This is a genomic window from Nitrospira japonica, assembly GCF_900169565.1.
In the GTDB taxonomy this organism is placed as follows: domain Bacteria; phylum Nitrospirota; class Nitrospiria; order Nitrospirales; family Nitrospiraceae; genus Nitrospira_C; species Nitrospira_C japonica_A.
The window spans coordinates 1091581-1117493 of the sequence record NZ_LT828648.1 but is presented as its reverse complement, the minus strand read 5'-3'; the positions used below and the strand labels follow the sequence as shown (position 1 = coordinate 1117493).

Here is a 25913-nt window from a genome sequence, read left to right as displayed (position 1 = left end):
CGATGGATTCGATCATTCCGCCCGACATCAGACGGTTCGTCCTCGATCGCATCGACTCGATCGCCGAATTGGAAGCATTGCTCTTGTTGCGGAACAGCCCGGACACGTGGTGGGAAGACGCGGCCGCCGCCCAGCGTTTGTATCTGGGAGCCGAACAGGGACGCGCGGTGCTGATCAGGCTGGAGGCCGCCGAGTTGTTGATCTCACAGGACGACGCCCCGGGTCGACGCTGGCGGTACCGGCCGCAGTCGGGAGACTTGCGCGAAATGGTCGACCGGCTCGCCTATTACTATACGAAGCATCTCGTGCCCGTGTCGAACCTCGTGCATGACAAATCCAAGAGCCGCATCAAAGAATTCTCCCGCGCCTTCGAACTTCCGGAGACACAGGATCCATGATGGGAATGATGATCTATGGTCTGTGCGCGTTGACCTCCTTTCTGTGCGCGTGGTTGCTGCTCCAGGCCTACGCGCGAACCGCCTACAAACTCCTGCTGTGGACCGGCATGTTCTTCGTGGTCTCGACGGTGAACAACCTGCTCCTGATGATCGACAAGATCGTCTTTCCCGTGACGATCGACCTCAGCATACCCCGCTATCTGATCGCGTTCCTGGCGCTCGGGGTTCTGTTTCGCGGATTGATCTTCGAGGAGGAATAGCCCCGCATGCACGATGTCGGCGTGTTTCTGCTCGGCGGGCTCGCGATGGGAGATCTCATAGCCGGTTTGTTTTTTCTCCGGTACTGGATCGTCACGCAGGACCGATTTTTCCTGTATTTCGCCGCGGCGTTCGCGATTCAGATGGTCTGCCGGATGCTCCTGATCGGCACCACGGCCAACTCGGAATCCGAACCCCTGGTCTACGTGTTCCGCCTGCTGTCCTACGGCGTGATCTTGGCGGGCATTTTCGATAAGAACCGCGCAAAGATCGCGAAAGCGCTGTCAGGGCCACCCTGATCCTCAGCGCCCGTAGCCGGCGACCCAGGCCGCGTCCACAAGGCGAGCCGTGGATTCCTTCGCGGCGAGCGTCTCGTCGAACAACGTGGCGTAGGACTGCTGCATGTGCCGGCCGAACTCGCCGCGCTGATCCTGCGGCACGCCGGCAATCGAGGCGAGCGAGCTGAGATATTCCCCCTGTCCCTTGGAAATGTCCGTCCGCAGATTATCCCGGGTGTACAGGGTGAAGACTTCGAGCTTTCGCTTGGCTTTGGCCCGGTTGACGCCGGCGACGGAACCCGGCGTCGTGCTCGAGGAGAACTCTTTGGTCGGCTCGAGGAATTCCGAACTGGCATTGGAGATTCCGTCCGTCAAATCGGAGGTCGCGTCGAAGGGAGCTTTCGTCAACTCGACCGTCGCGTCGCAGCCGGACAAGGCGGCCGCGAGCCCCCACAACGAGATCCAGTACCCACGCCCCTTGTATCTGCCTCGCTCCATGATGATGCCTCCCCAGAGATTTTCCGGTGTCGCGTTGCCCTCCTCGTACAGATACTAGGTGCAATTGCCGCCCGCGCCTGGGAAAAGCCCTGGGCCATGACGACATGATCCCGAACGAACTCAGTCGTGTGAAATCGGCCTTCGCATCCCAGAATCCGCGCAAGGAATCGGCCATTATCCGGCGCTAGGGTCTTCCCCAGTCTTGAAATGCGGACCGTAAATGCTACATGTGAAGGACGCTGAAATTGAGGACCATTGATGACTACGGCCAGGTCGCTATCATCCCATGACGTCGCTCCTTCCCGACACCAGCGGCATCGGCAGGGGACCATGACGCTCGGCGCGCAAGTTCAGGAGACGGGAGTCGAATTCCGGGTCTGGGCCCCCAAGCGGGAACGGGTGGAGGTGGTATTCGAATCGGGCGGAAGCCTGCCCTTGACGAAAGACCGGCTGGGATATTTTTCCGGGACGGCACCTGACGCCGCGGCCGGCATGCTGTACCGCTATTGCGTGGACGGGGGGGACCGCTTTCCCGATCCCTGCTCGCGATTTCAACCCGAAGGACCCCACGGTCCGTCATTGATCGTCGATCCATCGGCGTATGCGTGGCGCACGTCAGCCTGGCGCGGGATGACACTGCGCGGCCAGGTACTGTACGAGCTTCACGTCGGCGCATTCACGCCGGAAGGCACGCTCGATGCGGCAGCGGATCAACTGGACGAGCTCAAGCATTGCGGCATCACCCTGATAGAGCTGATGCCGCTGGCCGAGTTCCCCGGCCGCTTCAATTGGGGGTACGACGGGGTTTCGCTGTTTGCTCCCTACCGGGGCTACGGCGACCATGAGGCGTTGAAGCGCTTCGTGGATGCCGCGCATGAGCGGGGACTTGGAGTCATTCTGGACGTGGTCTACAACCATTTCGGTCCCGACGGCAATTACCTGCCGGTGTACAGCGACGATTACGTCACGGATCGGCATCCCAACGATTGGGGGCAGGCGGTCAACTTCGACGGACCGAACGCACACGGTACGCGGGATTTCGTCCTGCAGAACGCCTGCTACTGGATCGACGAGTTCCGTCTGGACGGCCTGCGCCTGGACGCCATCCATGCCATCTATGACGACGGGCCGCGTCACATTCTGGCCGAGCTGTCCGAACGAACCAGGGCGGCGGTGCCCGAACGCTCGATCGTCCTGATCGCCGAGTGCGAGTCGCAGCGAATCGAGGCGCTGCATCCGGTCGAGCGGAACGGATGGGGACTCGACGGGATTTGGAGCGACGACTTCCATCATACGTGCCGCGTGGCTCTGTCCGGTCGGCGCGAGGCCTACTACACCGATTACCGGGGGGGCGCGCAGGAGCTGTTATCCATAATCAAGCGAGGATTCCTGTATCAGGGTCAGCGGTATGCCTGGCAGGGGGTGCCCCGGGGAACCGTGGTGAAGGACGAGCCTGCCCAAGGGTTCGTCTTCTATTTGCAGAATCACGACCAGATCGCGAACCATTTGCGGGGAGACCGCGTCCACGCATTCGCGTCGCCGGCTCGTTACCGGGCCCTGGTCACGCTCTTTCTGCTCGCCCCGGAGACGCCGTTGTTGTTTATGGGCCAGGAATTCGCCGCATCCGCCCCGTTCCTCTTTTTTGCCGATCACGTGCCCGAACTCGCCGAGAAAGTCCGCGACGGGCGCAAGACGTTCTTGTCCGAGTTTCCACCCTATGCCACGGTAGAGGCGAAGAACGCGATGCCGGATCCCGGAGACGTCGCCACGTTCGAACGCTCGCGCCTAGACCTGTCCGAACGGTCGCGCCACGCCGCGCAGTATCGCCTCCATCGGGACCTGCTGCGCCTGCGCCGGGAGGACGGCGTGCTGTCCCGCCAGGATCGCCGATCCATCGACGGGGCGGTACTCGGTCCACAGGCGCTGGTGCTGCGCTATTTCACCGATTCCGACGAGGATCGTCTGCTGGTCGTCAATCTCGGGGAGGATCTGCCGTTCATCCCGGCGCCCGAGCCGCTGTTGGCTCCCGTCGCGGGCGGGTCGTGGATGCTGCACTGGTCGAGTGAGCATCCGCATTACGGAGGGTCCGGTACCGTCAATCCGTTATCGGAACAGGGCTGGGTGGTGCCAAGCGCGACGGCCACGCTGTTTCTCGCCGCGAAATCGGAGAAGTCCCAACCCTGATCGCGCATCATCCATATTCACGCCACGCACATGTCTATGACCATGACGGCCCATGAACCGATTCATTCCATATCGTCGCACGACGACGTATCGTCCTGGCTCGGCAAGGAATGGCTGGTGACGAACGGTATAGGCGGCTACGCGTCGACGTCCCTTCTGGGTATCGCGACCCGCCGCTACCACGGCCTGTTCATCCCGGATATCCCGAGACGAGGCCGCATCGTGATCGTTCCGCGCCTGGATGAAACGATCGAGCAGGGAGGAGAGGCGCGGCTATTGGCCGGGGCGGAATACGCCGACGGCACCATCGACAGCGACGGACTCCGCTGTCTCGAGACCTTCCACCGCGAGCGCCAGGTTCCGGTGTGGACGTTCAATATCAAGGGGTCGGTGGTCGAAAAGCGGGTGGTCGCGCCTCACGGGCAAAACACGGTCTATCTCCATTATAGGTTGCGTGAGGGACCGGCGGTGCGGCTCCGGCTGCGCCCCTTCATCACCTGCCGGTTACACGACGCGCCGTTGTCCAATCACGCGGCGATGCCCCTCCCCCTGACGATCATGGACGGGCGGTACGAGATCGCGCTGCCTGACGGGATGCCCGCCTTGAAGCTGCGCCTGCAACGAGAGCCCGGACTCTTCACGGCCGACGCCCTCGTCAGTGCGAACGTCTCTTACCGGGTGGATCGTGACCGTGGGTCGGACCATGTCGAAGATCTCTTCAGCCCGGGATATTTTTCCGTTGATCTTCAGACGAAGGCCCCGGTGGCCATCCTGTTCAGCGTGGAACCCTGGGAGGGACTGGAAGGGGACGCCTCGGAGATCTTCGACACTGAGCGGCGCCGGCTGGAGAAGCTGCTACCGTCTCCGCAGGAGGGACACCCGGACCATGACGCCGAACAGCTGATGCTGGCAGCGGACCAATTCATCGTCATGCCGGGGGCGAGGCCCCAGGAACAGATGCTGGCTCACGCATCGGGCGATGAAGCCCGGACCGTCATCGCCGGCTACCACTGGTTCGGCGATTGGGGCCGCGACACGATGATCAGCCTGGAAGGGCTGACGCTGTGCACTGGACGGCATCAGGAAGCGAAGGCGATCCTTCGCACGTTCGGGCGGCATGTCAAAGATGGCTTGATCCCCAACCTGTTTCCGGAAGGCGCGCGTGAGGGCTTGTACCATACGGCCGATGCGACCCTCTGGTATTTCCATGCCCTGGATCGATATCTCTCGGTGACGCACGATCATGAGACTCTGTCGCTGCTGTATCCGCTGCTGCGGGACATCCTTCAGCGGCACCGGGAAGGCACCCGCTTTCACATCGGCGTCGATCCGCGGGATGGGCTTCTCCACGCGGGTGCGGCGGGTTATCAGCTGACGTGGATGGACGCGAAAGTGGATGACTGGGTGGTCACGCCGCGACGTGGAAAACCGGTCGAGATTCAGGCGCTCTGGTATAACGCGCTGCAGCTGATGGGGGACTGGGCCGAACGCCAGGGAGAGTCGCCGGATTCGTGGCGCGGCCTGGCTGCCGAGGTGGAAGCTTCTTTTCACCGCCGTTTCTGGTACGAACCGGGCCGGCACTTGTACGACGTGATCGACGGCGAGCAGGGCGACGACGCCAGTCTGCGCCCGAACCAGATCCTTTCCCTGTCGCTCAGGTTCCCGGTGCTCCGTCGGGAGCGATGGCGGCCGGTCGTGGAGGCCGTGACCGAGCACTTGCTCACGCCCTTCGGCTTGCGCACCCTTTCGCGGACGCACCCCGACTACAAGTCGACCTACGCCGGCGACCTGCGCGCGCGCGACGCCGCGTATCACCAGGGGACGGTATGGGCCTGGCTCATCGGTCACTATATCGATGCGCGCTTGCTCGTCGAAGGCGACAAGGCGGCGGTCCACGGCCTCCTTGCCGCGTTTCATACGCATCTTCAAGATGCCGGGATCGGAACGATCAGCGAAATTTTCGACGCCGACCCTCCGTATCGGCCGCGCGGGTGCATCGCCCAAGCCTGGAGCGTGGCGGAGGTCCTGAGAGCCCACCTCAAGACACGGAGCGCATGACTCAAACCCGGCACGAATCAATGGACGGCACCATATTATGGGAGGCTGCCGTCCGGCGGACGGAAACCACGGGCACGGAAGGAGCCTCATGGCCGACACAGTCGCGGACCTGCTCATCGACCGGTTGATCGACTGGGGAGTCGATACCGTTTTCGGTCTGCCCGGGGACGGGATCAACGGCCTGTTCGAATCCTTGCGCCGTCGCCAGGATCGTATCAAACTCGTTCAGGTCCGACATGAAGAGGCGGCGGCCCTCGCCGCCTGCGGATATGCCAAGTTCACCCGGCGGTTGGGCGTCTGCCTGGCGACGTCCGGTCCCGGCGGCCTCCACCTCGTCAACGGCCTGTACGACGCCAAGTCGGACGGTCAACCGGTCCTCGCCATCACCGGCCACACGTATCACGATCTGATCGGTACCCGCTATCAGCAGGACGTGGATTTGGAGCGGGTGTTAGGGGACGTCGCGGCCTACAGCGAACGGGTGATGAGCGCGTCCCACGTCTGCAACGTGGTCGACGAGGCGGTCAAGACGGCCATCGCACGGCGCACCGTGGCGCACATCACGGTACCGAAAGACATTCAGGACTGGCCCTCGTCGGGACCGCGGTCCAAGGCCAACGTCGCGCGCCACAGCGGCGATCTGTATGCGGACGCCATGCCGCTGCCGCCGCAGTCGGCGCTGCAAAAAGCGGCCGATCTCCTCAACAGCGGGTCGCGGGTCGCGATCCTTGCGGGACGCGGCTGCCTGACCGCGCGGAAGGAACTCCTGGCCGTGGCGGAGAAACTCGGGGCGCCGATCGTCAAGGCGCTGCTCGGCAAGGCCGTCGTGCCGGACGATCATCCGCTCACGACCGGAGGCATCGGATTGCTGGGAACGGCGCCTTCTCAGGAGGTCCTGGAAGGATGCGACCGGCTGCTCATTGCCGGCAGCAGCTTTCCTTATCTCGAATTCTACCCGCGCCCGAACCAGGCGAGGGCGGTGCAAATCGATCTCGACCCGTCCCGCATCGGCCTGCGCTATCCCGTCGAGATCGGATTGACCGGACATTGCTGGGATGTCCTGAGGGGACTGTTACCCTTAATCGAAGACAAGTCCGACCGCAGCTTTCTGACACAGGCGCAGCAGCGCATGGCGCAGTGGAACGAGTTGATGGAGACGCGGGCCACCCGCAACGATCTGCCGATGAAACCACAGGTCGTCGCCCGGACTCTGAACGAATTCCTCCAGGACGACGCCGTCATTTGTTGCGATACCGGGACGGTGACGACATGGGCGGCCCGGCATATTCTGATCCGCGGCGCCATGGAATTTTCCGCCTCCGGCACCCTGGCGACAATGGGTAACGGATTGGCTTACAGTATCGGCGCAGCGGTGGCATTCCCCGGACGCCAGGTGGTCTGCTTCGCGGGGGACGGAGGACTCACGATGCTGATGGGCGAGCTGGCGACCATCGCCAAATACCGACTACCGGTCAAAGTGATCGTCATCAAGAACAACCAACTCGGCATGATTAAGTGGGAACAGCTGGCGTTTGAAGGCAATCCGCAGTACGGTGTGCAGTTACAACCCATCGACTTCGCGGGAGTGGCGCGGGCATGCGGGGTTCCGGGGTGGCACCTGGCCGATCCCCGATTGGCGCGCGGCGTCCTGAAGGAAGCGTTCGACCAGCCCGGCCCCGCCTTGGTCGAAGCGGAGGTCGATCCCAACGAGCCGCCGCTGCCGGGAAAACTCACGACCGATCAGGCCTGGCAGTTCGTGAAGGCACTGGCCAAAGGGCAGCCGGACCGCTGGGACATCATTCGAACGGTCGTGGAGAACAAAATCCGGGAAGTGGTCTGACCGAAACGGTGGCTCCCGGCGCAACGGGCTGACGCAAAGAACAGAGAGGACGAGAATACCGTGGCATACAGCATCGCCAAAGCCGTCGTCATCAAGCAGGGCAATGTGTTTTTTCTGTCGCAGCCGGAAGGCCACGTGCCGTTGACCCGGGAGCACGGCTTCGGACTCTATTATCACGATTGCCGCTATCTCAATGGCTATGAACTGATGGTGGGGGACGAGCATCCGGAGCCGCTGGCGGCCCGCTCCTCGGAAGGGGCCCGGGCGGTCTTTCAGTTGACCACGCCCGAGTTCCAATCCGTCGACGGTCGAACCATCGACCGGGAAACCATCGGCCTCAAGTGGGAACGCGTCATCGACGCCGAGGCCTGCGTCATGCACGAGCGCCTCGACATTCAGAATTTCGGATTCGAGCCGGTCGAGTTCATCCTGCGGATGCGCTTTCGCGCGGGATTCGAAGACGTTTTCGCCATCCGGGGCATCGTCACGGAGTCCGAAGGAAAGCGCTGGCGGCCCCGGTGGATCGACAAACGCCTGGTCTTTTCCTATTCGGGGGGAGACGGGGTCCTTCGAAGCCTGGCGATTCACTTCGATCCGCTCCCCACGGCCGTAAAGGGCGCCGGCGTTGAATTCCGCCTCGCGTTCAAGCCCGGAGAAAGCAAGCAGCTCCGGACCGCGCTGGCGATCGATGAAGTCGAGAGACCCGTCAAGCGGCCGGCCGCTCACTTCCGCTCTTCCGTCAATCTGCCTGTCAGCCATGCGTCCCGCGACGAGTGGACGAAACCGGAAACGGAATTCGACTGCGACAGCCTGCTGCTGAGCCGGGTCATGCGCCGTTCGCTGATGGATTTGCAGATGCTGAAGACCTCGCTGGGAGGCGACGAATTCTTCGCCGCCGGCATCCCCTGGTTCGCTACGCTGTTCGGACGGGACAGTCTGATCGCATCGCTGCAGGCGCTGGCCTTCTGGCCGGAGACGCCCGCGCACACGCTCCGGCTCCTGGCCCGGTACCAGGGGGCCGAAGTCAATGGATGGCGGGACGAACAGCCCGGAAAAATCCTGCACGAGCTCCGGGTCGGGGAATTGGCGAGAACGAACAAGATCCCCCACACGCCGTACTATGGCACAATCGACGCCACTCCACTGTTTCTGATTCTTCTCAGCCAGCACGGGCAATGGACCGGAGACCTCGCCCTCTTCCAGGAACTCCGGTCTTCCGTCGAGCGGGCGCTCGAGTGGATCGACCGCTACGGCGACGAGGCGGGAGACGGCTACGTCAGTTACTCCGGCAATACGAAGAACGGATTGCTCAATCAAGGATGGAAGGATTCCGGCGACGCGGTCATGACGTCCGAAGGGCGGCTCGCCCGTCCGCCGATCGCGCTGGCGGAAGTGCAAGGGTACGTGTACCTCGCCAAGGCGTCGATCGCCGAATTGTTCGAGCGGTCCGGCGAGCCGCGGCAAGCGGCACGCCTGCGCGCGGAGGCAGAGGCCCTGCGCGTACGGTTCAACCGGGACTTTTGGATGGAGGACGAGGGGTGCTACGCCCTGGCGCTGGAAGCGGGCCACCGGCCCTGCCGCGTCATTTCCTCCAATGCGGGGCAAGCGCTCTGGGCCGGCATCGTGGACGAGCGCCAGGCGGGCCGCGTCGTGAATCGGCTCATGCAACCGGACATGTTCAGCGGGTGGGGAATCCGAACGCTGTCCCTTCAGGAGCGCCGGTACAACCCGATGGGCTACCATCTCGGCACCGTATGGCCGCATGACAACTCGATGATCGCGGCGGGATTCCGCCGCTATGGATTCGATGAGGAGGCCCGGCGCATATTCGTCGGATTGCTCGACGCCGCCATCGAATTCGAAGACCACCGGCTGCCCGAACTGTTCACCGGATTTGCCCGCAGCGAATACGGTGTGCCGGTCCGCTATCCGGTCGCCTGTCACCCGCAAGCCTGGGCGGCTGCCTCCGTGCCGTATCTGGTCCAAATCTCGCTGGGATTGACCCCGAAGGCGTTCGAGAAGCGGCTGGAAATCGTGCGCCCGTGTCTTCCCGACTTCGTCCGCCGCGCGGAAATCAGGCGTCTGCGGGTAGGAAAAGGTTCCGTCGATCTGCGCTTCGAGCGCAATCGGGACGGCGTTCTGGAAACATACGTGAGCCGCGTCGCCGGCGACCTGTCCGTCGATATTCTGAATTCCCCTGCCTAAGCGGGCGCCCGTACTCCGGCCACGCCGGATAGCCGCCCGACCATGCCGCCGGCTCACGGCTCTCGCATCGGATCATGCGAACCTCACACAGGGACAGACACAAGGTGGACGACCGGCAACACATGCTGCGCGAGCCGAACGTGCGCTGGCTCTACGCGGGCCAGCTCATCTCCCAGATCGGCGACGGTGTGAGCAAAGTCGCGTTGCTGTGGTTCGTCTATGCTCTGACCGGCTCCGCGCTCAAGATGACGCTGATCGGCGTGCTGCAGACGTTGCCGCCCTTGTTGTTCGGACCGTTCGTCGGCATCATCGTCGATCGCGTGTCCAAACGGACGCTCATGATCGTCCTGGACCTGGCGCGCACCGTCCTGCTCGCGTCGATTCCGGCCCTCTATGCATGGGGCTTCTTGAGCCTGGCGGGCCTCTACACGCTGGTCTTCGCCGTCGCGATGTTTGCCGTGGCCTTCGGGCCTGCCTTGAGTTCGACCCTTCCCTTGATGGTGGAGGAGAAGCAGCTCACGCGCATCAACGCCCTCATGCAAAGCGCGATGACGATCGGCCAGCTGCTGGGCCCCGCACTGAGCGGCTTGCTCATTGCCGCGATCGGAGCACAGAACGCCCTCTATGTGAACGCCGCGGCGTTTTTCCTGTCCGCGCTGTGCAAGCTGCCGCTCCGCTTGCCGTCGGCCGCGCAGAGCCGGCGGGGTCGGCGCGCCGTCGCCCAGATCCTCGAAGATCTGCGCGAAGGCGTTTCGTTCATCTTCGTGCGCCGCCGCCTCTTGTTTCTGCTCATGATCATCGCGTCCGTCTTCTCTCTGGGAGAGACCTCGTTCGTCGCCCTGCTTCCCCTCATCGGGGACCGACTGCTGCACGTCGGGCCGACCACGCTGGGATGGCTCTGGTCTTCGCTGGGGTTGGGGATCTTCGCGTCGACCCTCTGGTTGTTCTGGGCCAAACAACCCGAGGTTTGCGTGCGCCTGCGGCTCATCGCGGGCGCCGCTGCGATCGGCGGCGTCGCCGTGCTGGCGTTGCCCCAGTCGGGATCGACGAGCCTGGCGGCGGTGTTGATCGCGGCAGTCGGGGCGGGATCGGGCCTGATCACGCCGCTGATCTCGGCCTCGCTGCAGGAACGGACCGCTCGCAACCTGCTGGGACGCGTCTTCGGGGTATTCAATACCGGCACCATGGCGTTTGCCATGATCGGCATGACCCTGTCCGGCTGGCTGGCCGACGGCTTCGGAGCGGTGGCCGCGCTGGTGGCCATCGGATCGATCAAGTTGATCGCGGCCGGACTCTCGGTGACGATGATTCCATGGTGCCGCCGGCTGGCGGCGTCAGATCCTCGCGGGTAGGACGGACCACGGAGATCATGAACGACAGGCCGCGCACGTCATCCGGCCGGGCTCGTCAGACATTCCCGTACCGCTTCGACCACGGCCTGCTCACTTCCCCTGGTTTTCTCGATGTACGCGCGGACGCCCAATGCCGACGCCGTCGTGCGGAGCGCGACGTGGCTCAGTACGGTCCAAATGACGACGGGGACCCGCCTTCCGGCCAATTCGTCCTGGATGCGTCCCAACACTTCCATGCCGATCACGTCCCGCATCCGCAATTCGAGGACGATGCAATCCGGCTGCACGGCCCTGACCCAATCCAGTCCGGTTTCCCCGCTGGAAGCCTCGAACACCCGGACATGAGACCCGACGTCCAGAAAGCATCGGCGAAGGGAGGCACGATCCTCCTTCTGTTCGTCGATCAGCAGCACCGTGACCGGATGCGCAGTCATGTGCCTCTCATGCAGTCGTCTCAATAGTCGGAGCCCGGCTCGCCCGCCGGACGGTCCGGGGATGGATCGGGAATCTGGGCAAGAGGCGCTTCCCGGATATGCCTGGCGAGAATGCCGTAGCACTCGCAGGTCCGCCGTTCGAGTTCCTGCCGCTGAAGAATGATGGCGGACCCACGGCGCGAGGCCACGGCCCCGGCCCGCTTGAGATTGTTCGTAATGGCGTTGATGGTCGGCCGACGCCCGCCGATCGCCTGGGCGAGTTCCTCATGCGTCAATCGAATCTCGGAAATGCCGGACCGGTCATGCATGGCCAGAAGCCACCGGCACAACCGCTGCTCCAGGGAATGGAATCGATGGCACACGGCGGTTTGTGTGAACTGCGATACGCAGACGGCCGCATAGGTCAACAGGCGGCGGCGCAGGGGCTCGCTGACGTGGAACGCCTGATCCAGCAGGTGGGCCGGCATGCGCCAGGCTGTTCCGGCATGCTGCACCATCGCATGACCGCGGTAGACGGCCTGACCGGAAAAAATCGGCATGCCGAGGTAGCCTTCCTGCCCGATCATGCCGATCTCGACCTTACACCCGTCCCCTATGGTGCCAAACAACGAGAGGACCGCCTGGACGGGGAAGTATGCATAGGCCGTCGGCTCATGCGTCGTTTCGAGGATGGTCCCGCGGGCGAGCGACACCAGTTCCATCGAGGCACACAGTAACCGACGATCGGTCTGGCCCAGAGAGCCAAGAATGCGATTGTCCGTCCGTGAGTCCGCGCCGACTGTGTCTGGCTGGGTGTAGTTGATCGAATCCACGTGGATCATTCACACTACCTGACCGGCATACTCCTGTCTGTAATATGGCTGACGATGGCCGGGCGATTGCGGATCCGTGATAGGGGGAACGCAGAAACTCTTTTGCTGAACCATGGCAAGGCGATGAAAAGTGATGACCGGTGGCTACGATTGACGGCTGGGCAAACCCCGGAGATATTCGGCCAACGCATCGCACAAGATGGCGTAACATTCGCACGACGCCGTTTCCAGTCCGGACCGATCCTGAATGATCAGGCACCCCCGCCGATACTCGATCAGCCCTTCGCTCTGCATTCTCCCGATCAACGACGTGACGACCGGCCTCCTGGCACCGACCATGGCGGACAGCATCTCTTGTGTAAACTCCAATTCCTGTTTGCCGGTGCGATCACCGGCCGTCAACAACCACCGGCTCAACCGCTGCCGTACCAGGTGAAACCTGTTGCAGATTGAGGTCTGCGCCAGTTCTCCCAACCGATATCCCGCATAGCGCAGGACCAGCTCATGAAAAACGGGCAATGACGCCCGACGCAGCCATGACAACGAGAGTTGGCACACCGTTCCCCCATGCTGAACCATGCATTCGAGCGACTGGTTTTGATACCCAAACAACTGGCGAAGGCCAACCATCCCTTCCTGGCCGATCAGCCCGGTTTCGATCGAGAGACCTTCCTGCGTCACCGCCATCAATGAGAGGGCCGCGCCGGTGGGAAAGAACAGCCACTCGCACGGGGCGCCGGCCGGCTGCAGAATTTTGCCCTCATGAAAGGACACCCGCTGGCAGCGCTCGCGAACCAACTGCCATTCCTCCTCCGGCAATGCGCCCAAGATCGCATTGCGGCCTTCCACCCGATCCTGTTCCATACTTCGGTCCATTCGCTCCATTTCCACATCCGTCTGCGTAGGCATTGAGTACCTGACCTGCTTATTTTTAACTATCCCTGACGATCCCGCACGCCTTGTACTGGAAAAACCCCTAGTATCGCCGGTTCAATCTTCTGTGAAATTCTTGTCCGGAAGACTCACGCCCGGCGGAGGATCATGGATGATCACCGAGGAGTCCAGCCAGTCATGAAACGCGGCAATGTCGCCCGGCAGCTTCAACGCTACCGCCTCAAGCGCGACTTCGTACGGACTCCGGAGCCGAGCGGACGACGGGCTCAGGAACGCTCCGTTGAAGACCGCCTCTTCGTCATTCAAAAACACGCGGCGACACGTTTGCACTATGACTTTCGCCTGGAACTCGACGGAACGCTCAAAAGCTGGGCGGTCCCCAAAGGGCCGAGTCTCGATCCCTCGCAGAAGCGATTGGCCGTCCATGTCGAGGACCATCCGCTCGACTATGCCGAGTTCGAAGGGACCATTCCGTCGAAACAGTACGGAGCCGGCACGGTCCTCATCTGGGATCGTGGGACCTGGCAACCCATCGGAGACCCACACGACGGGTACCGCCGAGGAGTTCTGAAGTTTCGGCTGGACGGGAGGAAATTGCATGGCGCATGGGCGTTGGTGCGCATGCATCCTCGAGGGAAATCCGATCGGAAAGGGGATGAGAATGATAACTGGCTGCTCATCAAGGAAAAAGACGAGAGTGCCGAACGGGGCAGCCGGGCGGAGATCGTCGAACGATCGACCGAAAGCGTCAAGAGCGGCCGGCAACTGGAGGAAGTCGCCGAATCTCACGTCCCATCTTTGAAAGCAGGCGACCTTACCGGCGCTCGACAGGCGCCTCTACCGGAACGACTGTCGCCCCAGTTGGCCACACTCGTCGACGCGATGCCGTCCGGCGAAGGTTGGATTCATGAAATCAAGTACGACGGCTATCGCATCCTCTGCCGGATCCGGCGCGGAAAGGCGCAGCTGTTCACGCGCAACGGCAACGACTGGACCGAGAAGCTTTCAGTTCAGGTACAGGCTGTCGAATCGCTGGGGTTGACCGATGCCTGGCTCGACGGAGAGGTGGTCGTCTTTACCGAAGAGGGCAAGACAGATTTCCAGGCCCTGCAAAATGCCTTCGACGCCAATTTCACCGGCCGGATCGCATACTGCTTGTTCGATATCCCGTACGTGGACGGCTATGACTTGCGGGCGGCGCCGCTCATCGAGCGCAAACGCCTGCTGGCGGCGCTCCTCGATCCATTGCGGCCGGGACGGGGACGCGGCTCCCGCTCACGCCAGCGGCACGCCGGCCAGACAGTCTTGCGCTACAGCGATCACATTACCGGACAGGGCGAAACCTCTTTCGAAGAGGCTTGCCGCCGCGGCCTCGAAGGGCTGATCGCCAAGCGAGCGGATTCCGTCTACCGGTCCGGACGAGGCCGGTCCTGGCTCAAGGTCAAATGCGAACGACGCCAGGAATTCGTCATCGGCGGATTTACGGAGCCGGCCGGGTCCCGGTCCGGGTTCGGCGCATTGCTGGTCGGCTACTACGAGCAGGGACGGCTCCGCTATGCGGGAAGGGTCGGAACCGGATTCTCCATGACGTCCCTGCGTACGCTGCGACGCAGATTGACATCTCTCGAACAGTCGCGGCCGCCTTTCGCCGATCCGCCGACCGGTCGCGAGGCGCACGGGATCCGCTGGGTAAGCCCGGAACTGGTCGCGGAAGTCCGCTTCTCGGAATGGACCAAGGACGGCCTGCTCCGGCAACCCAGTTTTCAAGGGCTTCGAACGGACAAGGCGCCTCGTTCAATCGGGCGGGAACGTTCCGCTTCGGAAGACACGGCGACGTCACCAGCCTCACCCGAGCCGAACGCCGCGCGAGCAGCAGTCCGCGGCACGACCGAAACCATCCGGCTGACCCATCCCGATCGCGTGTTGTATCCCGACGTCGGCCTGACCAAGAAGGACCTGGCTCGCTATTACGAGTTGGTAGCGGATCGGATCCTTCCACACTTGCGCGGACGTCCGTTGACCCTTGTTCGTTGTCCGCGCGATTACCAGGATTGCTTCTATCAGAAACACGTCAACGAACGCATGCCGCCGGGCATCGGTCGTGTTCCGATCGAGGAAGACGGCGGCCGTGCCATGTATATGACGGCGGACTCGCTCGAGGCATTGCAGGGCCTCGTGCAGATGAACGCGCTGGAACTGCACACGTGGGGCGCAACGCGAGACCGGTTGGACCGGCCCGACCGTTTGACCTTTGACCTGGATCCCGATCCTTCATTGCCATGGCCGCGGGTCGTCGAAGCGGCGCAACTGATGAGGGAATTGCTCACCGAACTCGGGCTCGCGTGTTTTCTGAAGACGACGGGCGGACACGGCTTGCACGTCGTCACGCCAATCCAGCGCAACATGGATTGGGAGGACGCGAAAGGTTTCGCAAAATCGGTCGCCGATCACATGGCGGCCACGATTCCGCAACGATTCATATCCGTCATGGCGAAGCGGGCGCGGAAAGGAAAGATCTTCATCGATTACTTGCGCAACGGGCGGGGCGCGACGGCGATCGCCGCCTATTCGCCCAGAGCCAGGTCCGGCGCACCGGTGTCGATGCCGATCGCCTGGGAAGAATTACACTCGGCGAGGCTGAAATCGGATCACTTCACCGTATTGAATATAGAGGAGCGGCTCAAGGATCGGACGCGCGATCCGTGGGAGGACTATGCGCAATCCGCGCGGACGGTGACGAACGCGATGAAAGCCAGACTGTCGCGACGGTGACCCGGGTCACCGTCGCGAGCTGCGGCTACGCCGCGTCCGTCTTCGTCAATGTCGTTCCAGCCCCCACCAGCCCATGCTCGCCGGCCCGGACGTGCGCATGCGGCTTCGTCCGAACCGGTTGCGCAATCATCCGCTCGTACAGCGCCACGTAATTGTGCACCATGCGCTCGACGGTAAAACGCGATTCGAACACTTGGCGGCACCGCCGGCGGTCGATCGATGCAATGCGGGGAACTGCCGCGACCATCTCGTCCAGGTTGTCGCAGACGAATCCCGTCACCTCATGGTCGATGACCTCAGGAATGGATCCGCGTCGATAGGCCAGAACGGGCGTTCCGCAGGCCATGGCTTCGATCAGGACGAGGCCGAAGGGTTCCGGCCAATCGTAGGGACAGACCAGCGCCGCTGCATGGCCGAGGAAATCATCTTTCTCCGCATCGTTGATCTCGCCCACATATTCGATCAGCGGATGGTTGAGCAACCGTTCGATCTTTTGCTTGAAATAATCTTGGTCGGCCGGATCGACCTTGGCGGCGATTCGCAGCGGCATACCGACGCGCTTGGCCAATTCGATGGCTTGATCCGGGCATTTTTCGGGAGAAATGCGCCCGAGGAACGCAAGGTAGGAACCGGGCCGGTCGTGAGGCCGATACAGATCGGCCGGAATGCCGTGATAGACGGTATCCGCCCAATTCGCACCGGGCAAGGGAGTCCGTTGCGCGTTGGAAATGGAGACCACCGGCATCTCGGCGTACTCCTGGAAAATCGGGCCGAGTTCCGGCAGGTCCAGTCGCCCGTGCATGGTCGTGACGACGGGCACGTGCGCACGCCGGCTCATCGGGAATCCCAGGAAGTCGAGATGCGAATGCACGACGTCGAATTCAGCCGAGGCGGCTCCCAGAGCCCGTTCGAGTTGGAGCACCAGCGGCGCGTCCCGGTTCACCAGGCCGGTATGCAACCGTAAGGCATGGGGACAGAAGGACTGTAGTTTCGCCTTGGTCTTGGAATCCCCGCTTGCGAAGAGCGTCACCTCGTGGCCCTGGCGGACCAATTCTTCCGTCAAATAGGAAACGATCCGTTCGGTGCCTCCGTAAAGTTTTGGCGGTACACTTTCCCAGAGCGGAGAAATCTGCGCAATCTTCATGTCCTCATCCTTTCTTCTTTTTTATTTATTTAATGGCGTGATATTTTCGCGGCAATGAACCAGTGGGATCAGGGTCTTTCCTCGATCAGCCCCATCGTATGAGGTGCCGGGTACCGATCGAACTAGGGAAAGCCCCAGCGAACCGGTCCGACAACTTCGTTCCGGATCCGCGACCTGCGTCGATGCCCATTTCGATGCCGACCCATGATCCTGCCAAATTAAGCCCCCATTCGGCAAGCCCACTCTCAAGCCCACTCTAGTGATGCATGTGGATGCGCCGACATACCGGCTTTTCTCTGACGAACCCCCAGAAACCGGAGACCGATGATGTTGGCCGATAAATATCACGACTTTTACCGGCTATACGGCCCTCGCAGCGAGCGCACCCTGGTCAGTCCACATTCTCGACCTAGAAACAGCACCTATGGTAGGCGTTTAAGGCCGGACATTCTATCTCTGGGTGGACAATCTGTCGTCATCGGCATCGATTTCGGTTCGGCATTCTCCTGAATATTCCGAAATGCTGCCCCCGTCCGCGGGTCTGAGGTTTGCACAAGACTCATCTGATCCGTGAGTAGGTGTTCCAACACCGTCCTACAACAAACCAGGAGGATGCGATGCGCAATGGCGATTACGAGTACTACGAAGACGACGCGACCGGTTGGTCCGCTTTCATCGCGGGAGCATTGATCGGAGCCGGGGTAGCGCTGCTATTCGCACCGCAGACCGGATCCGAGTTGCGCGGCATGCTGCGAAACTATGCCTCGCGGGCGAAGGACGAGGCGATGGAAAAAGGCAGGGCTGCATGGGATACGGCGGTCGAGCGCGGCCGAGAATATTATGAGCAAGGACAAGAGGCCGTGCAGGAAGCGGGCAGGACCGCGAAGGAGTACGCCCAAAGCGGTAAAGAAGCGCTTCGTGAAGCGAGGGAATCCTCGCACAATCGGGGATGAGTCGATGACGTCGTCGGCTCGGCCTCGAACGAGAAAGGGGAACTCCGCGGCAAAGCCGGCGGGGTGAGTCCATGGGGGCCCAGCACGGTACGGTTCGCATCGCCGCTGTGGGAGACCTCCATTGTCCCCGCACGTCCGAAGAAGAACTGCGCGGACTCTTTCACCGGCTCCCGGAGGAGGCCGACATCTTATTGCTCTGCGGCGATCTGACGGAATTCGGGCGGGTGGAGGAGGCGCGCCGGCTGGGAGAGCATCTGGCGGCATTGCGGCCGTTGCCGATCCTGGCGGTCCTCGGAAACCATGAATTCGAGTCCGGACAGCAGGAAGAGGTGTCACGCGTACTGACGGATCAGGGCGTGACCATCCTCGACGGCACGGCGGTCGAAGTACACGGGATCGGCTTCGCCGGCGTGAAGGGATTCTGCGGAGGGTTCGGGGAGCGGGCCCTGCAGCCATGGGGTGAAAGCATACTGAAACACTTCGTCCGCGAGTCCGTGGACGAAACCCTGAAGCTGGAATCGGCGTTGGCCAAATTGCGAGCCCCGTCGCGCGTCGTAGTGACGCATTACGCGCCGGTCGCGGAGACGGTCCGGGGAGAACCGCCCGAGATCTTTCCGTTCTTGGGTTCGAGCCGCCTCGAAGAACCGGTCAACCGGTATGGCGCAAGCGTGCTGTTTCATGGCCATGCGCATCACGGGAGCCTGGAGGGTCGAACAATGGGAGGAGTGCCGGTCTACAACGTGGCGTTTCCGCTGCTGCGCCGACATTTTCCCGATGGACGGGCGGTCCGCATTCTCACGCTGCCTGTCTCGTCCGAGACGCCTAACGCAGGCAGGGAGGACTTTCATGCAGTCCAACGGAATGCTTGAAGACCGGGCTCATGACGTCTACCGGCAGGCGCTGGCCACCCTTGAGGCCTGCGGGGTGCCATTTCTTGTCGGCGGCGCTTTCGCATTGGAAAGCTATACCGGGTTGGTCCGCCGTACCAAGGATTTGGACCTTTTCGTTCGATCGGCGGACCGTCACCGGCTCATGGATGCTCTCGGTCGGGCCGGCTTTCAGACCGAATGGCGGTTCACCCATTGGTTGGGCAAAGCTTGGCAGGGGGAGTATAGCGTCGACGTCATCTTCAATTCCGGAAACGGGCTCTGCGTGGTCGACGACCTGTGGTTCGAGCACGCCATGCCATCAGTCGTTCTTGGTCACAGCGTCAAGGTGGTGCCGGCGGAAGAAATGTTGTGGTCCAAGGCGTTCGTGATGGAACGACACCGGTATGACGGCGGAGACATTGCGCATCTCTTGCGTGCGCGAGTCCATCTGATGGACTGGGCCAGGCTGCTCCGCCGTTTCAACGTCCATTGGCGGGTCCTGTTCAGCCATGTATTGCTGTTCGGATACATTTACCCCGCGCATCGCCTCCGGGTTCCCGAGTGGTTCATGCAAGAGATGCTGCGGCGCATTACGCTCGACATGCAAAGCCTTCCCTCCGATCCTCGCGTGTGCCAAGGGACGCTGCTCTCATGGTCCCAGTATCTGGTCGACATGGACCCGGGCGGATACGAAGACGCGCGGCACCCTCCCCGCGGCAGCTTGACGTGGGCCGAAACGCGCCACATGACCCAAGTATTGACCCAGGAGATGAACGCACCATGACTCTCTTCTCAACCCTCATGGCCAGGTCAGGACGTTCGAGGCGTCGGGCCGATGGATTCGGCTCCAGTGAATCGGTACCGTGGGACGCGGACTCGTTTCCTTATCACACCGTCAGACGCTCCATCGATCTGGCCTCAATGGTGCCGGACGGAGACCGCGAACGGGTGCAGCCTGCGACAGTCGGCAAGCGAACCCGCGCACGATTGTCGCTGAGCCGGCGCGCGATCGTGTTCCTATGCGCCGCCGGCGGATTGGGACTGGTCCTGCTGTCGCTCGCCCATGCCGCGAGGACACAGTCCTCACTGTCGCCCGAGCGCGGGAGACGCAATTCCACAGTTCGGCCGGCTCGAATCGGAGCGGCCCATCCGGCACGCTTCGACGATCACCCGGATCGGCGAATAGCGGCAACCAGGCGACGATCGGCGCCCGGAGCTCCACCGGGATCACGCATCACGAATCCACGGTACGGGGACGTCGCGTCCACCGATCGGCCGAACCGTTGGGATCGGTTCGCCTGTAGCAATCCCAACGATTCTTCGGAGGACAGCCATGCCGCTCACATCGATTCAAGATCTATCAAGAGCCAAGGACTTTTTTGAGGCCAAGATGGCCTTTACCATCGGTCCCGTCGAACTGGAACGCTTGATGAAGAGCGGCGAGGTCAACGTCGTCGATGTCCGTGCCGCAGACGACTATGCCGAAGGCCACATTCCCGGCGCGATAAACCTGCCCAAGGAGGGATGGTCGGCGGCGCAGGGGTTACGTACGCAGGGATTGCCTCAACGTGCTCTACTGCTATTCAATCGTCTGCCACCTGGCTGCCACGGCAGCCGTCGAGTTCGCGGGCCGCGGTTTTCCCGTGATGGAACTCGACGGCGGATGGCGCTGGTGGAAGGATGACGGATTCTCCGTCGAGAAATAACCACACGCTGTATCCTTGACCAATTATCCGCCCATCTCCGATTATGCCTTGGTGGGCGATTGCCGAACCGGCGCGCTTGTATCCCGCGACGGATCGATCGATTGGCTTTGCCTGCCTCATTTCGACAGCCCTTCCTGCTTCAATCGCCTATTGGATCGCCACGAGGGCGGCTATTGTTCCGTCCGCCCAACCTCTACTTACCGCACCACCCGGTCTTATCGGCCCAATACCGCCGTGCTCACGACCGAGTTTCACACGGTCGACGGCGTGGCATGCCTCACGGATCTCATGCCGGTCTCCGACGACGGACGATTTCCGTTGCGACAGGTGTTACGACGGCTCCAGATCCTGGACGGGACGATGGAGATGGCGCTGGTCGTCAAGCCGAGGCCGGACGACGGGCAGAAGATTCCGGATTTCAAACGGCGCGGCCAGGCCGGTTACTGCGCCGACATCGGCGGCCGCATGCTGTGTGTGGCGGTCGATGCTCCCGTGCTGGTGGAGGCCGGTGAGCTGTCGGCACAGGTACGCTTGTCGCGCGGACAATCGGTCACGCTCTGGATCGTATATGCCGAAGACGCCCCGGCGGTCTATCCCAGACTGGCCGAGGCCGAGGATGCCATCCACGACACGGTCTCGTACTGGACTGCTTGGGCGGCACGCTGCCGGCACGTCGGCCCGTCGCGCGATGACGTGGTCCGCAGCGCGATCACGCTCAAACTGCTCAGTCATGCACCCTCCGGCTCGATCGTGGCGGCACCGACGACGTCCCTTCCCGAACGGATCGGAGGGGACCTCAATTGGGACTACCGGTACTGCTGGCTGCGCGACGCCTCCTTTACAGCCCACGCATTCTTTCGGCTGGGCTTCGAGCAGGAGGCGGTCGCCTTTACACACTGGATGACCCACGCGACGACCTTGACCTTCCCGGCCCTCCAAGTGTTGTACAGCCTCTACGGAGAAGCCTCGGTTCCGGAGCGTGTATGGACCCGATGGGAAGGCTATCGGGGATCCCGGCCGATCCGGCTGGGCAACGAAGCGGCGGCACAGTCCCAGCTGGACGTCTACGGAGAGGTTCTTGATACCTTGCTCCTCTACGTGGAGTGCGGCCATCCGGTCGACCGCGACACCAAACGCTGGCTCGTTCGGGTCGGAGACCTCTTGGTGGCGGACTGGGCGCAACCGGACCATGGAATCTGGGAAATCCGCGGCAGCCGTCGGCATTATGTCCATTCCAAGGTCATGTGCTGGGTCGCGCTCGAGCGGCTTGAACGGCTCGCGGCCCGCCTCGGCCTGGCCGCTTCCGTCCATACGTGGAGCAGGACTCGCGACGCGATCCGGCACGTCGTGCTCAGATCCGGGTACTCGGTCAGCCGTCGCAGCTTCGTCCAAGTGCTGGGCGGTACGAGTGTGGACGCGTCCGCACTCACCTTCGGAACCTACGGCTTCATCAATAGTCAGGATCCCCGCATGCGGTCGACGATCGCCTCGGTGCAGCGGGCGCTGAGTCGAGGTCCGCTCGTGTATCGCTATCTTCCGGAAGCGGCCTCCGGCGGAAAGGAAGGCCGGTTCCTGGCCTGCAGCTTCTGGCTGGCCGAGGCACTGGCAGCGGCGGGACGCACGGCCGAAGCCGAGGAACTGCTGTCACAGATGCGCGCGTATGCCAACGACGTCGGGTTATTCCCCGAGGAAATCCAGGACGATAACGAGGCATTTCTCGGAAACTTTCCCCTGGCGTTGACCCATGTCGCGCACCTGCGCGCGCTATTGATGGTCGAGGGGGATCGAGCGACGGCGGGCTTGGCGACCGACGCTCAGACGTTGTAGAAGGCGCCCAGCACGGCACCGTAGACGAGGTGGGCGATCAGGACCGCCGCCGGCGTGCGGACGCCATAGTTCAACGCCAGAAATCCCGGAGGTTCGAGCATGCGCGTCGGGGTGGGCCCACTCTCGTCGGAGGCCATGCGGGGATGAATGCCCGGCAAACTGGGAAGGACTACCAATAAGACAAACGCCGTATGGGCGACGGCCAGCAGCGCCCCCAACCACCATTCCGCGAACCCCAATGCATGGAAGAACAGGACATAGACGAGGGCGATCCACCAGCCGTTCAGAAAATGGATCACGAATCCGATCATCTTGGCCCGGTCGCGGTCCGGCGTGACCATCGTACCCAGCAGCAGCGTGGGATCCATGCGAGTGAGATGCAGTGCTTGACCGGCGCGCAACAAGGTCGTCAACAATCCTGTCGCCAGCAGGCCCCACAGCAACATGTCCCCGGCATGAATCACGATGTCCGTCTTCCGTCCGGACCGCTCATGCGGCCTTTCGGCGGCGAGGCGCGGAAGACTTTTTTCCTCCCCCATGCCGCCGCATCAGCGCCGCCTTTCGCTTCATGACGTCGCGCGACAAAGATTCCGTGTCAATGCCGGCCTCCTCGGCCTGGGGAAACATTTCGCCTTCCTCCTCTTCGATATGATGCGACACGAGTTCGCCCAACACCTTGAACTTCGTCGCAAAGGCGTCCTCGCCCGGTTTCATCCGGCGCAGTTCCTTGATCAAGAGCTTGGCGACGTGGTGTTCCTCGATGGCTTCCTTTATTCCATCCTCGTCGTCGATCACCTCGGCGATGGCGGGATAGACGAGTTCCTCCTCGATCGCCGTATGGACCTCCAATGCCGCGAGTGTGTCCTCCGCGATGGACGACTTGGTGGGCTTGTCCGCTTCTTCGAATTTGGCGAACCACTCTTTGACCATCCGATGATCGGCTTTCAAGCTCTCGAACACATCCGTCGTTTCCTCGACGTCCTGTTCCTGGGTTTTATCCGACGTATCGTGACGCATGGGCGTTCTCCTTATCGATTTTCATATGCCTCGGATTCGACATGTCTCAGTGGCGGAACCTTCTGTTCCGCAGACGGATCCGGCTCAAGCTTCCTCGCGATCCTCGCGCTGCACGATGCGCTCGAACACCTCGAATTGCTCCTGACAGGCCACACAGCGGCGCGCGAACGGGAGTGCCCGCAGCCTGCCTGCGGAGATCGGCTCCTCGCAGTCTTCACAGACGCCATAGGTGCCTTCATCCAGGCGCCGCAGAGCTTCATCCAGTTGGATCCGCTGCCGCGTTCTGGCTTCCAGCAAGGCGATCTGCTGCGCCGCCGTGGCATCCCGTAACGACATGTCTTCGAGATCCAGTACCGAGCTGTCTTGAAAATGACCGTGCTGATCCCGATGTTGGGCGATCAACCGATCGATCTCTCGTTGCAAGGTCGCACGTCGCTCGAGGAGCAGGGCCCGCAGGACGTCCGACTGCCGCTCGGTTTCCGTTGTGGTCTTGTTCATGGCAACTCCTTGGATGAAAAAGTGAGACCGTTCAGCATGATTCGATAGCCTCGTGCAAGTCCGGAGCCGCGAGAGACCCCGCACGCCTCCGCACGATCGACCGAGGGTTTTGTTTGATTTTCCTGCAGTGGAGGCGGAGACGGACGGCTCCCGTCCCATTTTGAGATCGACTCGTGTGGGTCAAGTTGTCTCGAACGGGGACAATCCGTCAGGTGGGTGGAATGCACGCCGCCGATTGCGGACGGACGTTATGAAAAAGGCAGAGGAGACGGATCTCCTCTGCCTTGCGCCATCTCTCGTTGAACTCGCCGGTGCAAAAGAGTCGCGGGGTGAGCAGTGGGCAACTCTCACGTCCGCGACGAAACGGTTCGAACGGGGGCGCGTCCGACTACGTTCCTTTCCTCGGCCCGTGCGTCAACGAAAGACAACGGTCTCTTAACAGTATCTCCGACCATCCCACGGTGCCACCCCTCCAAGGAGGCCGTTCAGTGACGCCGTGATCGTCACGTCGGACGGCAACGGTATCATTCCCATCCGTCCCGCATAAGGACCGCCTATGTACAGCCGGTCGTAGTGGAATCGTTTGCGCAAATCCGCGGCCATTTTCCAGAATCGTCTCGTCCATGCGGCGGGTCCGTCGAGTTCGAATCGAGCGGGGTCCGGCCGATATTTTCCCAGCGTCATATTCGGAACCGGAACTCCGTCACGAAACAAGGCGACATCCATGCGGGAGCCCACGGCGAGCAGCAGTTCCGTACCGCGCCCATGAATCACTCCCCACCCGTGCAGATCGATCGCGCGAACCGCCTTCACAGGGCAACGCAAGCGCAGTTCCATGAGAGGTGCGAGCGGGACTTCCATCCACTCCGGTCCAAACACCGCCGAGCGGCAGACGATTCCGTCGTGCAGCACGCCGGGAAATCCGATGGATGCCCGCCCAAACGGTTCGGCGCGTGTTCCTAAGCTCGCCACGGTTTCCATGAGTGCTTCCGGCGTTGGATGCGATGGAGTCTTGGCGAACCCCACCTCATGCAACGGCCTGACGGGGTGCCCCCGTCCATCCAGTACGAGCGCCCTGATCCATGTCGATCCCACATCGACGGACAAGGTATGGGGGCGTTCGTCATCGGATGCCGAGGCAGCCGATAGAGACTTGGGGGCGACCGACGGAACGGGTGCGACGCAGGTCATGCGACCCTTCCTCCTCTCGGAGACGGCGCCGCACTAGGCGGCGAGAGATGCGCGCGACGTCAACTCGTCTTTGCGTCGCTGCAGTTCAGAACCCAATGCGCGGATGTCGGACGTATCGGCCAACAGCGGAAGAATTTCGTTCTCTTCTTCCGCGACGTGTTCGATCACGACTTCCTCCAGTTCGTCGAACAGTTCATGATAATCGTCGTGATCCGTCTCGATGGAACGGAGTTGCTGGATGAGATCCCTGATGATCTGATGGCTCTCATACGCCATCGCGACCGCCCCATCCGATTCCTCGTCATCTTCTTCGGGAAGATCCAGTTCCACGCCGTTGAGCGGGGCCATCTCCGCGTCCTCTCCGTCGTCGCCCTGGTCCGAAGCGTCATGCGCCTGGATAGAAGCCGACGATTCCATGCTTGCCCGCACTGCGGGGTAGACGAGTTCTTCCTCTATCCGGCCGTGAACGTCAAGAAAGACGAACAGGCGGGCGGCCAGGGACGCCTTGTCCCCGGCCGGAGCCGCTTTGAATTGCTCGAACAATTTTTGAACGTGGCGATGATCCGCTTTCAGCAGCTGAACCGCATTGACCGGCTGCGACGGTTTCCGTTGCTCGTCCGGTGACTGCTTCGGCATCCGCTTGGCCATGACTTCTCCTCCATTTTGGCTTCTTTCCATTTGGCTTCTTATTGGCTTCTTTGTCGTGAATAACGACGCACTCGACG

25 protein-coding genes are annotated in these 25913 nt (G+C 62.2%); 15 read left to right on the top strand and 10 right to left on the bottom strand.

Annotated elements, in window-relative coordinates; all coding sequences use genetic code 11:
* Positions 1-2 precede the first annotated feature (2 nt).
* Genes NSJP_RS05435 through NSJP_RS05425 form a run of 3 tightly spaced genes read left to right on the top strand, consistent with a single transcriptional unit; the run spans position 3 to position 955 of the window.
* Entirely contained in the window at positions 3-398 is a 396-nt protein-coding gene (locus NSJP_RS05435; RefSeq protein WP_080885906.1) for a hypothetical protein, read from the top strand.
* Positions 395-658: a DUF5985 family protein gene (locus tag NSJP_RS05430; protein ID WP_197685487.1), complete on the top strand. Its 264-nt coding sequence runs from the start codon at positions 395-397 to the stop codon at positions 656-658. Before NSJP_RS05435 ends, NSJP_RS05430 begins: the two co-directional genes overlap by 4 nt.
* Positions 659-664: 6 nt before the next feature.
* The gene (locus tag NSJP_RS05425; protein WP_197685486.1) at positions 665-955 is read left to right on the top strand and encodes a DUF5985 family protein; all 291 of its coding nucleotides are present in this window, start codon (positions 665-667) and stop codon (positions 953-955) included.
* Positions 956-958: 3 nt separating this feature from the next.
* On the opposite strand, the gene NSJP_RS05420 is transcribed toward NSJP_RS05425, so the two are convergent.
* Positions 959-1432 (bottom strand): DUF3015 family protein, encoded by a 474-nt coding sequence (locus NSJP_RS05420; protein WP_080885904.1) that lies wholly within the window; start codon positions 1430-1432, stop codon positions 959-961.
* 258 nt (positions 1433-1690) lie between these two features.
* Here NSJP_RS05420 and treZ point away from each other — a divergent pair, with 258 nt between their 5' ends.
* From treZ to NSJP_RS05395, 5 genes are all read left to right on the top strand, one after another.
* On the top strand, positions 1691-3616 hold the full coding sequence (treZ, locus tag NSJP_RS05415; RefSeq protein ID WP_080885903.1) for a malto-oligosyltrehalose trehalohydrolase: 1926 nt from the start codon (positions 1691-1693) through the stop codon (positions 3614-3616).
* Between the two features lie 30 nt (positions 3617-3646).
* Positions 3647-5674, top strand: coding sequence for an amylo-alpha-1,6-glucosidase (locus tag NSJP_RS05410; RefSeq protein ID WP_197685485.1), 2028 nt, complete (start codon positions 3647-3649; stop codon positions 5672-5674).
* Positions 5675-5762: 88 nt separating this feature from the next.
* Complete coding sequence (locus NSJP_RS05405; RefSeq protein WP_080885901.1) at positions 5763-7514, top strand: thiamine pyrophosphate-dependent enzyme; 1752 nt, start codon at positions 5763-5765, stop codon at positions 7512-7514.
* Between the two features lie 60 nt (positions 7515-7574).
* Positions 7575-9719: an amylo-alpha-1,6-glucosidase gene (locus NSJP_RS05400; RefSeq protein ID WP_080885900.1), complete on the top strand. Its 2145-nt coding sequence runs from the start codon at positions 7575-7577 to the stop codon at positions 9717-9719.
* Positions 9720-9793: 74 nt separating this feature from the next.
* Positions 9794-11071 carry an MFS transporter gene (locus NSJP_RS05395; RefSeq protein WP_080885899.1) on the top strand — a complete coding sequence of 426 codons (1278 nt, stop codon included), beginning with the start codon at positions 9794-9796 and terminating at the stop codon, positions 11069-11071.
* Between the two features lie 38 nt (positions 11072-11109).
* Here NSJP_RS05395 and NSJP_RS05390 read toward each other — a convergent pair whose 3' ends face one another.
* The 3 genes from NSJP_RS05390 to NSJP_RS05380 form a co-directional block, all read right to left on the bottom strand.
* On the bottom strand, positions 11110-11505 hold the full coding sequence (locus NSJP_RS05390; protein ID WP_080885898.1) for a response regulator: 396 nt from the start codon (positions 11503-11505) through the stop codon (positions 11110-11112).
* Positions 11506-11525: 20 nt separating this feature from the next.
* Positions 11526-12326: a Crp/Fnr family transcriptional regulator gene (locus tag NSJP_RS05385; protein ID WP_080885897.1), complete on the bottom strand. Its 801-nt coding sequence runs from the start codon at positions 12324-12326 to the stop codon at positions 11526-11528.
* A gap of 135 nt (positions 12327-12461) precedes the next feature.
* Positions 12462-13226: a Crp/Fnr family transcriptional regulator gene (locus NSJP_RS05380; protein ID WP_080885896.1), complete on the bottom strand. Its 765-nt coding sequence runs from the start codon at positions 13224-13226 to the stop codon at positions 12462-12464.
* A gap of 162 nt (positions 13227-13388) precedes the next feature.
* Here NSJP_RS05380 and ligD point away from each other — a divergent pair, with 162 nt between their 5' ends.
* Positions 13389-15983 carry a DNA ligase D gene (gene ligD / locus NSJP_RS05375; RefSeq protein WP_080888519.1) on the top strand — a complete coding sequence of 865 codons (2595 nt, stop codon included), beginning with the start codon at positions 13389-13391 and terminating at the stop codon, positions 15981-15983.
* Between the two features lie 25 nt (positions 15984-16008).
* On the opposite strand, the gene NSJP_RS05370 is transcribed toward ligD, so the two are convergent.
* Positions 16009-17127 carry a glycosyltransferase family 4 protein gene (locus NSJP_RS05370; protein ID WP_080885895.1) on the bottom strand — a complete coding sequence of 373 codons (1119 nt, stop codon included), beginning with the start codon at positions 17125-17127 and terminating at the stop codon, positions 16009-16011.
* A gap of 617 nt (positions 17128-17744) precedes the next feature.
* Here NSJP_RS05370 and NSJP_RS05365 point away from each other — a divergent pair.
* The 6 genes from NSJP_RS05365 (at position 17745) to NSJP_RS05340 (ending at position 22482) form a co-directional block, all read left to right on the top strand.
* The gene (locus NSJP_RS05365; RefSeq protein WP_080885894.1) at positions 17745-18080 is read left to right on the top strand and encodes a YtxH domain-containing protein; all 336 of its coding nucleotides are present in this window, start codon (positions 17745-17747) and stop codon (positions 18078-18080) included.
* A gap of 71 nt (positions 18081-18151) precedes the next feature.
* A complete protein-coding gene (locus NSJP_RS05360) occupies positions 18152-18949 on the top strand; it encodes a metallophosphoesterase family protein (protein WP_080885893.1) in 798 nt (265 codons plus the stop codon).
* Positions 18927-19733 (top strand): nucleotidyltransferase family protein, encoded by an 807-nt coding sequence (locus NSJP_RS05355; protein WP_080885892.1) that lies wholly within the window; start codon positions 18927-18929, stop codon positions 19731-19733. Before NSJP_RS05360 ends, NSJP_RS05355 begins: the two co-directional genes overlap by 23 nt.
* Positions 19730-20332 (top strand): hypothetical protein, encoded by a 603-nt coding sequence (locus tag NSJP_RS05350; protein ID WP_080885891.1) that lies wholly within the window; start codon positions 19730-19732, stop codon positions 20330-20332. Before NSJP_RS05355 ends, NSJP_RS05350 begins: the two co-directional genes overlap by 4 nt.
* Positions 20283-20633 (top strand): rhodanese-like domain-containing protein, encoded by a 351-nt coding sequence (locus NSJP_RS05345; RefSeq protein ID WP_197685484.1) that lies wholly within the window; start codon positions 20283-20285, stop codon positions 20631-20633. Before NSJP_RS05350 ends, NSJP_RS05345 begins: the two co-directional genes overlap by 50 nt.
* Before the next feature lie 37 nt (positions 20634-20670).
* Entirely contained in the window at positions 20671-22482 is a 1812-nt protein-coding gene (locus NSJP_RS05340) for a glycoside hydrolase family 15 protein (RefSeq protein ID WP_080885890.1), read from the top strand.
* On the opposite strand, the gene NSJP_RS05335 is transcribed toward NSJP_RS05340, so the two are convergent.
* From NSJP_RS05335 to NSJP_RS05315, 5 genes are all read right to left on the bottom strand, one after another.
* The gene (locus NSJP_RS05335) at positions 22470-23021 is read right to left on the bottom strand and encodes a hypothetical protein (RefSeq protein WP_197685483.1); all 552 of its coding nucleotides are present in this window, start codon (positions 23019-23021) and stop codon (positions 22470-22472) included. The genes NSJP_RS05340 and NSJP_RS05335 overlap by 13 nt on opposite strands.
* The gene (locus NSJP_RS05330) at positions 22972-23499 is read right to left on the bottom strand and encodes a hemerythrin domain-containing protein (protein ID WP_080885889.1); all 528 of its coding nucleotides are present in this window, start codon (positions 23497-23499) and stop codon (positions 22972-22974) included. The genes NSJP_RS05335 and NSJP_RS05330 overlap by 50 nt, the downstream gene beginning before the upstream one ends.
* A gap of 84 nt (positions 23500-23583) precedes the next feature.
* Positions 23584-23997, bottom strand: coding sequence for a TraR/DksA family transcriptional regulator (locus NSJP_RS19610; RefSeq protein ID WP_197685482.1), 414 nt, complete (start codon positions 23995-23997; stop codon positions 23584-23586).
* Positions 23998-24432: 435 nt separating this feature from the next.
* Positions 24433-25188: an ROK family protein gene (locus NSJP_RS05320; protein WP_080885888.1), complete on the bottom strand. Its 756-nt coding sequence runs from the start codon at positions 25186-25188 to the stop codon at positions 24433-24435.
* A gap of 33 nt (positions 25189-25221) precedes the next feature.
* Positions 25222-25836, bottom strand: a complete 615-nt coding sequence (locus NSJP_RS05315; RefSeq protein WP_080885887.1) for a hemerythrin domain-containing protein — start codon at positions 25834-25836, stop codon at positions 25222-25224.
* Positions 25837-25913: the final 77 nt, after the last annotated feature.

Excerpts from the sequence above, each read along its gene's own strand:
- NSJP_RS19610 (WP_197685482.1), bottom strand. The coding sequence starts at position 23,997 with ATGAACAAGACCACAACGGAAACCGAGCGGCAGTCGGACGTCCTGCGG.
- treZ (WP_080885903.1), top strand. The coding sequence starts at position 1,691 with ATGACTACGGCCAGGTCGCTATCATCCCATGACGTCGCTCCTTCCCGA.
- NSJP_RS05320 (WP_080885888.1), bottom strand. The coding sequence starts at position 25,188 with ATGACCTGCGTCGCACCCGTTCCGTCGGTCGCCCCCAAGTCTCTATCG.
- NSJP_RS05390 (WP_080885898.1), bottom strand. The coding sequence starts at position 11,505 with ATGACTGCGCATCCGGTCACGGTGCTGCTGATCGACGAACAGAAGGAG.
- NSJP_RS05335 (WP_197685483.1), bottom strand. The coding sequence starts at position 23,021 with ATGGGGGAGGAAAAAAGTCTTCCGCGCCTCGCCGCCGAAAGGCCGCAT.
- NSJP_RS05385 (WP_080885897.1), bottom strand. The coding sequence starts at position 12,326 with ATGATCCACGTGGATTCGATCAACTACACCCAGCCAGACACAGTCGGC.
- ligD (WP_080888519.1), top strand. The coding sequence starts at position 13,389 with ATGAAACGCGGCAATGTCGCCCGGCAGCTTCAACGCTACCGCCTCAAG.
- NSJP_RS05395 (WP_080885899.1), top strand. The coding sequence starts at position 9,794 with ATGCGAACCTCACACAGGGACAGACACAAGGTGGACGACCGGCAACAC.
- NSJP_RS05370 (WP_080885895.1), bottom strand. The coding sequence starts at position 17,127 with ATGAAGATTGCGCAGATTTCTCCGCTCTGGGAAAGTGTACCGCCAAAA.
- NSJP_RS05315 (WP_080885887.1), bottom strand. The coding sequence starts at position 25,836 with ATGGCCAAGCGGATGCCGAAGCAGTCACCGGACGAGCAACGGAAACCG.
- NSJP_RS05330 (WP_080885889.1), bottom strand. The coding sequence starts at position 23,499 with ATGCGTCACGATACGTCGGATAAAACCCAGGAACAGGACGTCGAGGAA.
- NSJP_RS05430 (WP_197685487.1), top strand. The coding sequence starts at position 395 with ATGATGGGAATGATGATCTATGGTCTGTGCGCGTTGACCTCCTTTCTG.
- NSJP_RS05365 (WP_080885894.1), top strand. The coding sequence starts at position 17,745 with ATGCGCAATGGCGATTACGAGTACTACGAAGACGACGCGACCGGTTGG.
- NSJP_RS05350 (WP_080885891.1), top strand. The coding sequence starts at position 19,730 with ATGACTCTCTTCTCAACCCTCATGGCCAGGTCAGGACGTTCGAGGCGT.
- NSJP_RS05355 (WP_080885892.1), top strand. The coding sequence starts at position 18,927 with ATGCAGTCCAACGGAATGCTTGAAGACCGGGCTCATGACGTCTACCGG.
- NSJP_RS05345 (WP_197685484.1), top strand. The coding sequence starts at position 20,283 with ATGCCGCTCACATCGATTCAAGATCTATCAAGAGCCAAGGACTTTTTT.
- NSJP_RS05405 (WP_080885901.1), top strand. The coding sequence starts at position 5,763 with ATGGCCGACACAGTCGCGGACCTGCTCATCGACCGGTTGATCGACTGG.
- NSJP_RS05410 (WP_197685485.1), top strand. The coding sequence starts at position 3,647 with ATGTCTATGACCATGACGGCCCATGAACCGATTCATTCCATATCGTCG.
- NSJP_RS05420 (WP_080885904.1), bottom strand. The coding sequence starts at position 1,432 with ATGGAGCGAGGCAGATACAAGGGGCGTGGGTACTGGATCTCGTTGTGG.
- NSJP_RS05435 (WP_080885906.1), top strand. The coding sequence starts at position 3 with ATGGATTCGATCATTCCGCCCGACATCAGACGGTTCGTCCTCGATCGC.
- NSJP_RS05425 (WP_197685486.1), top strand. The coding sequence starts at position 665 with ATGCACGATGTCGGCGTGTTTCTGCTCGGCGGGCTCGCGATGGGAGAT.
- NSJP_RS05380 (WP_080885896.1), bottom strand. The coding sequence starts at position 13,226 with ATGCCTACGCAGACGGATGTGGAAATGGAGCGAATGGACCGAAGTATG.
- NSJP_RS05360 (WP_080885893.1), top strand. The coding sequence starts at position 18,152 with ATGGGGGCCCAGCACGGTACGGTTCGCATCGCCGCTGTGGGAGACCTC.